Consider the following 11837-nt stretch of genomic DNA (forward strand, 5'->3'; position numbering starts at 1 on the left):
TTGAGGAAGGTAAGGCATGAGTACTGCCAAAACCAAAAAGCTGATCCGCCGCAGGCAAAAGGGACCGTTGCAACGCTCTAGTGTACGGCGAAGTGTGACTAGTGGTAGGGCTGCGAATCGGACTCGATCGGCAACAGATAGTGCACTCTCTGGATCAGCTTTATCGCCATCTTTGGGAAGTGGTGGTAGTCAACGTGCGTCAACACCGGGGGCACTCACTCGCAGCCAAAGCACCCGCAGTTTAACACCGGGTCGTCCAGAAGCCCGACGGGCACGGGCAGATGCTAGAGCAGATACAAACCCTTATTCGCCACTACAGGTGAGTAAGCCTGCTGCCCTAAAACGGCAGAATGCGAAGCGGGATCTCAATCCAACCCAGGGAAAACAGGTTAGTCCCAAGGGAAAACCCAAGCGGGACTTTGCGACGGGGCGCACGCTGTTTCCGGTGGAGGGTGATGGGGGCAAGATCCAATACTTGCCTGTCTCTAGTGAAGCAACCTCGCTTGAGGTGCAGAATGGTGCGTTTATACCCGATGCTGCGGTGCAGAAAGCCCCAGTCAATACTCTTGCCGACCTGACTACAGTGAAATCAGCTTCGCTACGAGACTTTGCCACGGGGCGCACGGTGTTTGCCACTGAAACGGCTGATGGGAAGCGGGAATATTTACCCAAAAGAAGCGAAGCCACAGCGCTGGAACTCAGCCAGGGGAAATATGTCCCCGACGAGCAGGTGGAGGTTCCGCCCAAAGGAAACAAGGTACTCAACAAGCCTCCTCTGCGAGACTTTGCTACAGGACGCACGGTATTTGCAACGGCAGCAGTTGATGGTAGTACCGAGTATTTGCCCAAAAAAAGCGAAGCCACAGCTCTTGAATTGAACCAGGGACGCTATCTCAATGATGAGGACGTTACTGCGAAGGCTCCTTTGGGTGCAGAAAATGCCATGAGCGATCGCCCTCCCAAATACGACCTGGGCAAGGGGCGCAAGGTTTATCCAGTCAACACCCCGGAGGGTAAGACTATTTACCTGCCACGGAAAGGGGAAGCGGATGGGTTGGAGCTGGCGAAAGGGTTGTTTATTCCAGATGATGTGGTGGCGAACCATGAAAGCCAACGTCGCCGGACGGCACTGCGGGATGATGCAGCGGATGGGTTACAGCGGCGGGCACAACGAGCCGCCAAATTACCGGCTGGGGTCAATCGTCGGAATGATCGTGAGCCTCCAATTCCAGTACGGCAAGCGGAGGATGGGACACCACTTTGGGATGGGTTCACGCCGCCAGAAGTAAGTGAAGAAAAACAGCACGAAACGCTGAAAACCTTGAAGCCTAAATACGATATTGGCAAGGAGCGGATGCTTTACCCGACAGAAACGGCTCAAGGTAAGGTCGAGTATTTGCCGCTACATCGGGATGCTAGCAGCGAGGAGAAGTTTCTGAAGCGACATGCAGCCTTCGTGCCACCGGAACCGTTGGAGAATTTTTTAACGAATGCAGAGGCTCAAGGTGAGATTACGCGTCAGAGTTTTTTAACGAAACAGGGTGATGTTCGAGCTTATTCTCAGGAGGATATCAATAATGTATTTGAACAAGCACCGACTTTGGTATTGCGATCAGCACAGTTAGTAAGTGATAGTGCCCGGCAAACGCATGAATTGCAGCAGCGGTTCACTGGCACAGAAGTAGTCAGCAACAAAAATAGCGAACTTACTACCAAGTAACTCAAAACGACCTAGTGCACTCAACAACCTTTGAAGACATCAATTATGCACTCAGCACCCCGCCGCAAGTCCAGTAAAGAGAAATATCGTCCCGACAGTATTAAAAGCAGAGATGAAACACCGAGGGTGCGCACATCGCTAGCAGAGAGTGACGAAAGCAAAAGATCTAGCGAGGCTTCGAAGCAACGTACACCCTTACCTGAATTCTCTAGTGCCGATGAAACATCAATTCGACGTACTCTAGATCGGTCACACCCTAGGGAAGATACACTAGAAATTCGCAGCAAGTTTGCACAAGACAAAGAGCTAGAGTCCGAGGAACAATCACAAACCGAGAGGATAAAGACGCTTCGCGATCGGTTTTTTAATGATGCGAGCGCGGTAAACCGTGCAAGGCAAAATCCATTCAAACAGGGAGATATAAGACTCGAAGCTAAGAGTTTTTATCAGACAAAGTCATCACTAGCAGACGTAGTGAAAGAGCTCGATCAGATAGTTAAAGATGGCACACTCGATCGAGTGTCCACTGTGTTCGAGATGCTCAACCGTCTATCGACCAAGAACCCAGAGAAATACGAGAAATACAAGAGGTCGATCAACGAACTTAAAGCGGCGCTCATCGAAGAATCCGACGAACTCAAAGCGGCGCTCATTAAAGAATCCGTAAATCTATTAGGGTCGAAGGTACCAGATAATCTCTCAACCATGGATGACGGCGCAATTGCCGAGATATGGCGTGACAGAGACAGGGCAGCGATGTTGATGCAACGGATGAGTGCGGATGCAGTCCCACCACAACTCGCCTCAGAACTGCAGAATATCACTGACCAACTTCTTGCATCTGAACGTATGATCGTACTACGCAAGGCGAGAGAAGGTACGAGTGAGTCCCAGAGACAAGCCGCACGTGGGGATATTCCGGGTTTACATACTTATTTGGACAACGTTGCACAATATATCCGTAAGGGGCAGTACGACGATGCGTTAAAAAAGCTTGGAGACAGCGGCTTCTGGAAAGCACTTCAGCAGAATCTTAATGTCAGGGTCAATACAAAGCCAAAACGTCACCCCTTTTTGGAACCAAATATGTTAGCGGTAAGCGAGGACGGCAAGTCAGCAGAGGCCAGGGTAGAGAATTTAGGGAACCTAATTGAGATGGACAAGGGGGGAGGTGTAAATTGGGATCCGGAGAATGTCGTAGCCCTGCTTACAGCCCTAGAAGAGTTTGTGCATGCTTACCAGCATTTAACAGGGCTATTTCTCAGCCCTAGAACAGGGCTAGCGGTGAAGGACGGAGCCGTGGAATCGCAACTTGATGCAGAGGATCGATTCGGCATGTCGTGGGATGAGGTTGATGTGTATGCTTGGTTTCAAGACCAGGACTTGGGACGATTGATGGAGAACCGCACCACCCATCATGCCAACGGAAAGTACGTGGACGCATACGAAGAGCGCAAGGCGTTCCAGTCGTGGGTCGAGAGCAGATAATGTCTCATTGTGTCTCGTCAGTCGAAGTGACCGAGTCTAGCTGTAGAGAGGGGACAGTTCAACTAGTCAGACTACATAGTTGCATAATATGGTTACCGGGCTAATCGCTACCTCATCTGTCTCTCGATCGCCCGCCGCCTAACCAGACTGATCTGAACTATTCCGCCAAAACCCTCCTAACCCCCTCAACATTTGGAGCCATCGATCATGTTCTCAGGCAAAGTGAAAAAGCGTCGCGCTGCCAGTACAGGAGATTTGGATAGTGTAGCAGCAGATACTAACCATCGCCCTCAGTCTAGCAATCTACGCCGTCCAAAAACCACAGACGACTTGACTTCCACTACGCTTGACTTGAACTTTGCCCTCAAGCGCAGAGACACCGATCGCGATAATGACACCGATCGCACAGCTACCCCTTCATCAGCAGAACAGTCATCGTCAGATAGCCAATCTCTTCGCGCCAGCCGCCTCCGATCGATCCAGGATGATCAAGTTGCGATCGATGGTGCGGAAATAGAGCAGGCGATCGGCAAAACCAAGCGGCGATCATCTGCTGTACTACGTGACATTCAGAACAGAAATTTAGCCCTGATCAAGCGCGAGCCAGCCAAACCCAGCATTAATACAACCAAGCTCAAAAATCCTAACGTTCGTAGAGAAGCTGAGAAACTTGCTGGTCGCGTCGATAAGTTTCGGGGTGGCATTCTACAACTGGTTGCCCTCGGCGGGGACAGAGCCTTAGCCCGTGTAAACCTGGAAGCCGAACTGCAAAAAATCATTGACTTAGCCGACGCCAATGGCGATGTTCAAATGCTCAAGGATTTCTCAGATGCCACCTCGTTTAAAGGCAAACTCTCCCCCTTTGAACCCACTACTGAGAGTGGTCGCTCCTTAGTTAGAATGTTGCAGCTCTTCAAGGCTGTAGCAGGGGATGGCAGCTACAACACCGTGCGCACCAATATTGGACGACTTAAGACTGACGCGAGTGATCTACGTCAAATGGCGCGAGATACTAATTTACTGCAAGGATCTGAAAATGCTCAGTTTCTTGACCATACCCAGTACGTTGACGTTAGCCGATTGCTCCGCACTGCTGATAGCACAACTGCCAGGCAAATTAAAGAAATCACGCGCGAATGGTATCTTGAGCAAGCCAGCCTAATGAAGGCATACCGTGACCTGAACGGTAAAGACGCCGCTGTACAGAAAAAATTGGCGCTCACAATGCTGCAAGGCTTTGGCAAGGTGGCACCACTGGGCCCCCAAAAAGCTGAAGAACTGGGTGCTCAAGTTTCCCCTGTACTGAACGAGCAAGCTCTCTATTACCGCAGCGGAAAACTTATATTCAATCCTCTGCTCAACACTGTGCAGCAAGCCTATTGCAGTGCTATGGGCTTGGATGAAAATGCTGCACATCTGATCGACAACAGCACGTTTCGTGAGGTGCTGGCTCGTGAGTATGGAATGGAGGGAGTCAACACCAAAATTACCAGTCAGGCAGACTTTAGCAAGGCGCTTCAAGATCTCTTTAGTAACGCACAAAGGGGCGGGCTTCTAACAAACAATGTTGTTCTCGACATTACTGATTTGTTTCAACAAGAAGCGACACAACCCAAAGAAATTAATAAGATGAATGATGATCTGGAAAAAGCCTTTTTTGCTGAAGTAGCAAAGTTTCTGGCTACCCATCCTGACATGGACAAGAAGGTGTTCGCCAGCATCATGGAGCGCCTCCAGATTGGGGCAATGACCCGTTACAAAGGGGTAGATGTACTTCTTACCCCATATTTCCTAATCCGAACTCCTAGAGACAGCGATACTCCACTTCAAAAAGAGCTTTTACAAGCGGTTAGAGATAATGTTGGACTGCGCTCTTTGTCAGGAGAGTTTTTCGACTCTATCCAGCACAGCATGAGCCACTCAGGATACCTGCTTGATCCAATTCAGGCCAGGAAGGCGTGGTTGGAAGTAGAAGATCCCTCCACAGTTCTGAAAAAGCGGGGCCTTCAGTTAACGGAACTGGCAACTTCTGACAAACCCACCCCGAAAGTCTTTTCCAGCTTCAAAGACTTCACAAAGCATAAAACCTTCCAGCAGTTTGAGACACTGGCTAACACTGTTAATGCCCCACCGTATCTCAAAACTCTACCCACAGCTACTGTGAATTTGTTGCGAGGACTAGCAGCGTACAACGCTGACAAGGGGGGGATTGACAAAGCCATGCAGGATCAGGAACTCGACGAAGTTCTGCAAACGTCCTACTATCGTATGCTGAATGCAATGGCTAGTGCTGTGGATAGTCAAGCATTTTTGAAAACCTCAGCAAATCGCCCCACTTCCACTCAAATCAGTGAAGCCTATATCAATTTTCTGAACCAGGTGGAGGTGATTCAGCAACAGATTGCGACCCTTCTCTCCCTAGTGGAACCTTATAGCACCGATGCCTTTGGTGATAGTATCCGGGCTAGGCTGACGAATCCGTCTGACCCTATCATTCCGACCAACTTAGACAAGCCCGGTGTGCAGCTCAAACCCTCAGCCATGCATTGTTTGGCAAGTATTCTTTCCAGCGTTGAAGCCCTGAAAAAGAGCAACGAACTCAATGTTTGTGTGGTTAAAGACCATTACTATGAATCTGCTGGTGCCGTAACCGCCTCCGGCACGTATAGTGTGTCAAAGTTTGATGGGGATACCGTGCGGGGTTCTGATGGCATCAGCACAGTGCCCCTTGATCCGTCTACTATTCAAGGCAAGAAACCACTAGACCTTTATGTCTGCGACTTCCATCACAATATTTCGCTGGGTCGGAATCATTATCAGATTGAAAACCTTCAGCACCATGTAGACGAACTCTACCGCAACAACTTGGTAGCAGATAAATTCACCGTGGCGATCGACTGCACTATCGACTTTGTAAACTCCAAAGACGTACAGGCTTTCCTCGAACACAATAAGGATCGCATTGCGTCTGGCAAGCTCAATGTTGTTCTGTTCCGCAGTGCCCAAAAGTTCGATATGTTGGGGATGGATAATTATTACGGCGGCTTCACTGTCAACATTAATAGTCACAAAGCCTTTGCCGATTTCAATCAGCGGATGGAAACCCCAGAAGACCAACTCAAAGGTACGAGTCTCCAAGGGCTTTCTCACATCGGTGTCCATGCTTCTCAGGATACGGATGAGTATCGCAAAGCCATTATGGACAATACAAAACGCTTCTATAATGCCCTGACTCCTGGTATGGTCTGGAGTCCAGGAACAACGTCTGTGATGCAGGTAGCCAAGACAGATGATCCCAATGCGGTGTTTCTTGACATTAAGTTTCCAGGTAATACTGATGCCGAGGATGCTTTTGTCGATAAGCTCAAAGAATTTGCCACTCAGGAGAAGTTACCCCTCACCGGGCGGGCTAGCTTTGGTTTTGCCACGTCTAACTTGAATCAGATTAGAGGTGAGAAAATCCGCCTTACCCCTGGGCTTGAAGGATCAGAGATACAGGATCGTTATATTGCCTTTTTTAATGCTGTTTATCAGCGTGCTAACGATGCCGCTGCAAGGGGTACTCAACAAGGATTGCAAGGGGACGCACTCAAACAGTTTATTGCTGGGGAAATTAAAAATATGCCTCTCAAATCTATATAACCCTAACTGAGATAAGTAAGGCAGGTATTAACGCACTATTTCAGATTCTGGACATTTTTCATATACTCCCTTGCCTCATCTAATGTCTTGAAATTATCTGGATACCTATCCATCAAAACTTGAGGAAGTCGATCGCAATCTCGATTGGATAAATCTTTCATTCCATCAGGTAGATTCGCAGCGCAGAGAAGAGGTGGATTTAATCCTGTTAGTTGATCTCGGCTTAGTTCTTTGCTCTTGCTCAAATTTAAAGCGAGCAGAATAGCCTCCTGAAAATTAACACCACTCAGGTTAGCACCACTTAGATCAGTACCACTCAAGTCAACACCACTCAGGTCGGCACTGCTCAGGTCAGCATCATTGAGAATGGCATGGCTGAGGATGGCATCGCAGAAGATAGCACCATTGAGATCGGTACCACTGAGGTCGGTATAACAGAGGTCAGCACAACACAGATCGGCACGACTGAGGATGGCATGGCTGAGCGTAGCACCACAGAGGATGGCATCACAGAGGATAGCGCTGCTGAGCCTAGCATTACAGAGGATGGCATCGCTAAGGTTGGTACGGCTGAGGTCAGCATCGATCAGAATGGCACCACTGAGGTTAGCACCAATCAATCTAGCACCGCAAAGGATAGCATCGCTGAGATCGGTATGACTAAGGTTAGCATCGGTAAGGTCAGCATCTGTTAAATTGATTTCGCTTAAAACAGCCTCTTTTTCTAAAGTCAGACTCGATAAAGATTCCCCCCGTGCTCGCAAATCTTCTAGAGCTGCAATCCTGGCACCACTCACCTTTTGCCCATAGGCTGCATAAACAACCTGCCATGCCTGATATTTTGCTTGCCGTGAACGTTTCGGTGATTCAAGCAAGAAAAGCAAAACAGCAAAGACGATCGCGAAAGTTGCTACCTTGCCAATTCCCCAAAGACCCGTACCCCAAGCCACACTGAGCCGTTGTTCCGGGATCAGCTCATCGAAATACCAGCGAACCCAATCCCCCAGAGAATCGCCATAAGGTGCATTAGGCAGAATGTCTCCGTCTCGCTTACGGATGCTCATCAGCTTTTTGTAATCGTCTGTCGTTTTCCCAAATCTTTTTGCTTCTCGTTGAATAAAGTCCTCACGAATGAATGGGTCTGTCGTCTCTCTCGCTATTTTTAGGCTTTCGTCTAGTTCTTTTAGCTCAGGACTGAGAGGGCTTCCAGGCTTACTTTTTGGTGGATAGAAAAGAGTCAGAAGTAGCCAAGTTAAAAGTAAAAGTGCTAGGAAGCTCGTTACTACTTTTAATCCCTTAATTCTAAGAAAGCCTGAACTCAGCCTTGTCTCAAGCATGCTTGAAACGATCTTGAACATGGAGCTCGGGAACTGGCTTCGGGACATTTGGGATTGCTAATACATGGTTAATAGGACTAGTTCTAATCTAATCCCTATTTATTAAATATCAAGCACCTTTATTAGTTGTGTTGCAAAAACTTCTTGAATGATAGATAAACTCCGTTTTTCGTTCATCAACGCACCATGAATTGTTTGTTTCAAATGAAGATGAATCTGTTTGTTTAGTTCTGGTGTGTACCCTGCTTGACTGACAAAACGGGAGGAAGCTGAAAGGAAAGCTAGAAGGGAAGCAGAGCATGATTTAGGCTGAGAAGTAACCACACCAATCAGCAAATCAATGTCTCCTACTTCCCGTCTTTATGATGCGCTGTCTCGATATTTGAGCCAATGTGACATTCAATGGCAAGATGCCCATCACCGACAAACGTTGTGTTGGATGATCATCGGCATAATTCAAAGCCAGAACGTGCATCTCAATGGGTTTGGGGTGTACGTGACAAGCCGTGCCCAAATTGCTCAATCCTATCAACGACGGTTTCGACGTTGGTTGTCCAATCGCCGCATTGATGTCGCTTCAGCCCATCATGCCTTGGTCAGGCAAGCCCTGTTGGGATGGGAGCGCGAACGCCTCTATCTGAGTCTGGATACAACCGTGGTGTGGAATTGTTTCTGTATTATCTAGGTGGGTGTCGTGTATCGGGGCAGAACCGTCCCAGTGGCTTGACGAGTGGTAGCGCACTCCAGCAGAACCGTCCGGTTGTGGACGATTCAAAGGGTATTGCGGCAAGCCCAAAGAATCTTGCCCGAGGGTGTGGCAATTGTTTTGTTGGCAGACCGGGGCTTTGCGGATGGCAAACTGATGAAGTACCTCCAGGAAAATCTGGGTTGGCATTTTCGGATTCGGATTAAACGTTCGTTTCAGTTTCAGCACCAGGGGCAATGGTGCAAAGTATCATCGGTGCACTTGTAGCCTGGACAGGCTTACTTCACGAGTGCGATATCAGTAGGCAAGACCAAGCCCTACCCCAACGTTTACCTGGCGTTTGCCCATGATAAGCAAGGCGGTGAGGATTGGACGATTGTGAGCGATGAGCCGATGAACTTGCAAACGTTTGCTCAATACCGCCTCAGGTTTCAGGTGAAGGAATCATTTTTGGATCTAAAGTCGAACGGATTCAATCTCGAAGCCTCCAGGTTGCGGGACAAATTTGCCCTTTCCCAGTTATGCGGGGTGATTGCTTTAACAATGCTGTTTCTGGTACTGCAAGGGATGAATGTGTTACTGTCAGGCAAGCATCGCCGAGTAGATGCTCACTGGAATCGGGGCATGAGTTATCTCAAGCTCGGTTGGAATTGGATTCGCCTTGCCATCACCCAGCAATGGAAGATACAGGTTTATCCATTCCTCTCCAGTCTGCCTGACCCTCAACCTGCCATTGCTTCCAAGCGACAACAGAATGATGCTTTCGAGCGTGAATTTATCGTTCTCAGCCGTTTTCCAGCTTCTTAGTTCTGTCAGTCAAGCAGGGTGTGTACCTCAACACCACTCGTTAATCGTTGAGTGATCGACTTCCACTCCTCGCTCTTGCATCATTTTCTATAAGTTCCAGAACCTAGGCAGTAACGATAATACCACTGCATATTCAGCAAGATGATTTCTAATAGAAGATGCCGCTATTTAAAGAGATATAGAGTCAGTATGAAAACTCAGGAACAGGGGTTAAGCTTTCCCTCCTTACCGTTAGTCTGTTTTTGCGACACAACCTGAGTTTCTCTCAAACCAGTAAGAAGAATTGGTGCTGTGGTACTAAAATACCAACAAACACAGGTAAAGATAAATGTCTAAGAAATAGCTGTAATAATTACAGCATAAGGGATAAGACAATATAGTTAAAATAATCATGTTCTTCCCAAAAAACGAGCGAGGGGAGACTTGCTACAAGCCTTGAAGCCTATCATGATACCAAACCGCAAGAAGCGTTGTCCTAGCCGTGTAAAGTTTTCCCAAAAGAAACCTACAAAGTTTGAAGTTGTAGACAAACTTTTACTGACCCTTCTAATCTTAATTCCTTTGCTTTTTCTGCTAAATAGATTCTTCTCGGCAAAACCTGAACCATCTTCAACCATCTACGTTAATCCTAATAACGGAGACGATCGCAACAATGGCACCCAAACGAATCCCCTGAAAACGCTTGACCTTGCGTTGAATCAGGCTAAATCTCGGAACGATATTGATTATATAGCGCTTCCAAAAGACGCAGAGATCTTCAAGAAATCTCTTTCATGTACAGCCTTTAGTGATATTAATAACAACTGGGCCTCAGAATTTATTCAAGCTTTGGCGACTCAAGGTATTATTAAAGGCTATCCAAACTGTACATTTCAGCCAGATGCAAAGTTAACTCGTGCAGAGTATGCTGCTCTATTAACCCAAGCTTTCAATCTGCCAGAAACGCAAACAGTGAAGGATTTTGTCGATGTTCCTCCTGATTTTTGGGCGTATAATGCCATTCAGAGAAATTATAGTAATAAATTTCTAGTTGGACTGGGAGACAGTAATGACTTTAAACCTAACGACACTCTTAAACGTGTGGAAGTAGTTGCGCCGTTAGTTAGTGGTTTAAAGTTAGCTCCTGCAGGTGATAACACAAAGTTAAGCTTCTATGAAGACAGTACAAGCATTCCGGCATGGGCAACAGGACAGATTGCAACTGCTACTTCTAATCAACTCATTGTCAATTACCCTAATCCGAAAGTATTGAATCCTACCCAAGCTGCAACTCGTGCAGAAACAGTTGCCATGCTTTACCAGGCACTCGTTGAAACAAAGCAAATGCCTGCAATTAATTCAGTTTATATTGTTCCAGGTGATTACAACAGTTTCTAGATGAGTAGTACTACAAAAGTAATGATGCGTTGTAGTGATGGATGAAATACCAAATCGCACCAATGTGATTCTCTAAGGATTTGGAAAAGGATAAAGTTTTTCGCACTAAGCGAGACACCCGTTGCCGCAATGTGTTGTTGAACCGCTCAATGTAGCTGGTTTTTCCAGTCTCTTTACCCACTGCTCGATGACGCTTACTGGGTAAAACTGCTGCATACGCTGCCCAAAAGTCGGTGTAGGCGATCGCACATTGGCGATAGCGTGCAGGTAAGGATTGCCATACTTTGCGAGCTGCTTTGGTTGTGTCGCAAAAACTCACTAAAGACAATCGATACCTATCAAGGTCATTGTCTTAAGCAGCTACGCCAAAGAGTACTTCGATCAATTTGACCTGAGAGACAATATCCCCCCTGTCAATACTATTCACCTGACCTTTGCGAATCATATTCATTGCTTCAAGCCCACTCAAAGTTCTCCTGGCACTGTTAAACGTCTTGACCCCCATCATTGGCTTCACAATTCGCTTGATGTTCCGATGATCCTGCTCAACGAGATTATTCAAATACTTGCTTTGCCTCAATTCAGTCGCTTGAACAATTATTTCATCTTCTTTGAGGGTTGTGTCGCAAAAACAGCCGCTGGTAAGGTAGACAAGCCCCGTTATGCCTTCTCGCCCTCCGATGGCTACTGCTGCTCTGTTCAAGTGGCGGCATTTCTTGCCTGAAATTATCCTGCTCAATGTTCGTTGGTACTGCCGTTA

At 47.4% G+C, this 11837-nt stretch carries 10 protein-coding genes and 3 pseudogenes; 8 read left to right on the forward strand and 5 right to left on the reverse strand.

Annotated elements, in window-relative coordinates; all coding sequences use genetic code 11:
- The first annotated feature begins 16 nt into the window (after nt 1-16).
- From NDA02_RS25330 to NDA02_RS25340, 3 genes are all read left to right on the forward strand, one after another.
- The gene (locus NDA02_RS25330; RefSeq protein ID WP_348256158.1) at nt 17-1720 is read left to right on the forward strand and encodes a hypothetical protein; all 1704 of its coding nucleotides are present in this window, start codon (nt 17-19) and stop codon (nt 1718-1720) included.
- 30 nt (nt 1721-1750) lie between these two features.
- Nucleotides 1751-3208 carry a hypothetical protein gene (locus NDA02_RS25335; RefSeq protein ID WP_190794741.1) on the forward strand — a complete coding sequence of 486 codons (1458 nt, stop codon included), beginning with the start codon at nt 1751-1753 and terminating at the stop codon, nt 3206-3208.
- A gap of 207 nt (nt 3209-3415) precedes the next feature.
- The gene (locus NDA02_RS25340) at nt 3416-6850 is read left to right on the forward strand and encodes a hypothetical protein (RefSeq protein WP_348256159.1); all 3435 of its coding nucleotides are present in this window, start codon (nt 3416-3418) and stop codon (nt 6848-6850) included.
- Between the two features lie 35 nt (nt 6851-6885).
- Here the strand turns inward: NDA02_RS25340 and NDA02_RS25345 are convergent, their stop codons facing one another.
- Nucleotides 6886-8208 carry a pentapeptide repeat-containing protein gene (locus NDA02_RS25345; RefSeq protein WP_199296872.1) on the reverse strand — a complete coding sequence of 441 codons (1323 nt, stop codon included), beginning with the start codon at nt 8206-8208 and terminating at the stop codon, nt 6886-6888.
- A gap of 81 nt (nt 8209-8289) precedes the next feature.
- A complete protein-coding gene (locus NDA02_RS25350; protein WP_190794738.1) occupies nt 8290-8523 on the reverse strand; it encodes a hypothetical protein in 234 nt (77 codons plus the stop codon).
- Between the two features lie 4 nt (nt 8524-8527).
- Here NDA02_RS25350 and NDA02_RS25355 point away from each other — a divergent pair, with 4 nt between their 5' ends.
- From NDA02_RS25355 to NDA02_RS25365, 3 genes are all read left to right on the forward strand, one after another.
- The gene (locus tag NDA02_RS25355; RefSeq protein WP_190794737.1) at nt 8528-8872 is read left to right on the forward strand and encodes a hypothetical protein; all 345 of its coding nucleotides are present in this window, start codon (nt 8528-8530) and stop codon (nt 8870-8872) included.
- A 45-nt stretch (nt 8873-8917) separates the two neighbouring features.
- Nucleotides 8918-9160, forward strand: a complete 243-nt coding sequence (locus tag NDA02_RS25360) for a transposase (RefSeq protein ID WP_206755123.1) — start codon at nt 8918-8920, stop codon at nt 9158-9160.
- 126 nt (nt 9161-9286) lie between these two features.
- Nucleotides 9287-9700, forward strand: a complete 414-nt coding sequence (locus NDA02_RS25365; RefSeq protein WP_242067607.1) for a hypothetical protein — start codon at nt 9287-9289, stop codon at nt 9698-9700.
- 90 nt (nt 9701-9790) lie between these two features.
- Here NDA02_RS25365 and NDA02_RS25370 read toward each other — a convergent pair.
- A pseudogene (locus NDA02_RS25370) lies at nt 9791-9891 on the reverse strand (IS6 family transposase); the annotation flags it as partial.
- A 256-nt stretch (nt 9892-10147) separates the two neighbouring features.
- Here NDA02_RS25370 and NDA02_RS25375 point away from each other — a divergent pair.
- Nucleotides 10148-11077 carry an S-layer homology domain-containing protein gene (locus tag NDA02_RS25375; RefSeq protein ID WP_348249668.1) on the forward strand — a complete coding sequence of 310 codons (930 nt, stop codon included), beginning with the start codon at nt 10148-10150 and terminating at the stop codon, nt 11075-11077.
- A gap of 10 nt (nt 11078-11087) precedes the next feature.
- Here the strand turns inward: NDA02_RS25375 and NDA02_RS25380 are convergent.
- Together NDA02_RS25380 and NDA02_RS25385 are read right to left on the reverse strand one after the other, a co-directional pair.
- Nucleotides 11088-11381: pseudogene (locus tag NDA02_RS25380) on the reverse strand (IS1 family transposase); the annotation flags it as partial.
- 48 nt (nt 11382-11429) lie between these two features.
- Complete coding sequence (locus NDA02_RS25385) at nt 11430-11780, reverse strand: DDE-type integrase/transposase/recombinase (protein ID WP_348256160.1); 351 nt, start codon at nt 11778-11780, stop codon at nt 11430-11432.
- On the opposite strand from NDA02_RS25385, the pseudogene NDA02_RS25390 reads away from it, so the two are divergent.
- Nucleotides 11758-11837: pseudogene (locus NDA02_RS25390) on the forward strand (IS6 family transposase); the annotation flags it as partial. The gene NDA02_RS25385 and the pseudogene NDA02_RS25390 overlap by 23 nt on opposite strands.

It is taken from the genome of Leptolyngbya sp. ST-U4 (genome assembly GCF_039962215.1).
Classification (GTDB): Bacteria; Cyanobacteriota; Cyanobacteriia; order Elainellales; family Elainellaceae; genus Leptolyngbya_A.

Bases quoted from the DNA above. Each gene is read 5' to 3' on its own strand.
- NDA02_RS25375 (WP_348249668.1), top strand. From the start codon at position 10,148: ATGATACCAAACCGCAAGAAGCGTTGTCCTAGCCGTGTAAAGTTTTCC.
- NDA02_RS25340 (WP_348256159.1), top strand. From the start codon at position 3,416: ATGTTCTCAGGCAAAGTGAAAAAGCGTCGCGCTGCCAGTACAGGAGAT.
- NDA02_RS25355 (WP_190794737.1), top strand. From the start codon at position 8,528: ATGTCTCCTACTTCCCGTCTTTATGATGCGCTGTCTCGATATTTGAGC.
- NDA02_RS25365 (WP_242067607.1), top strand. From the start codon at position 9,287: ATGAACTTGCAAACGTTTGCTCAATACCGCCTCAGGTTTCAGGTGAAG.
- NDA02_RS25345 (WP_199296872.1), bottom strand. From the start codon at position 8,208: ATGTTCAAGATCGTTTCAAGCATGCTTGAGACAAGGCTGAGTTCAGGC.
- NDA02_RS25330 (WP_348256158.1), top strand. From the start codon at position 17: ATGAGTACTGCCAAAACCAAAAAGCTGATCCGCCGCAGGCAAAAGGGA.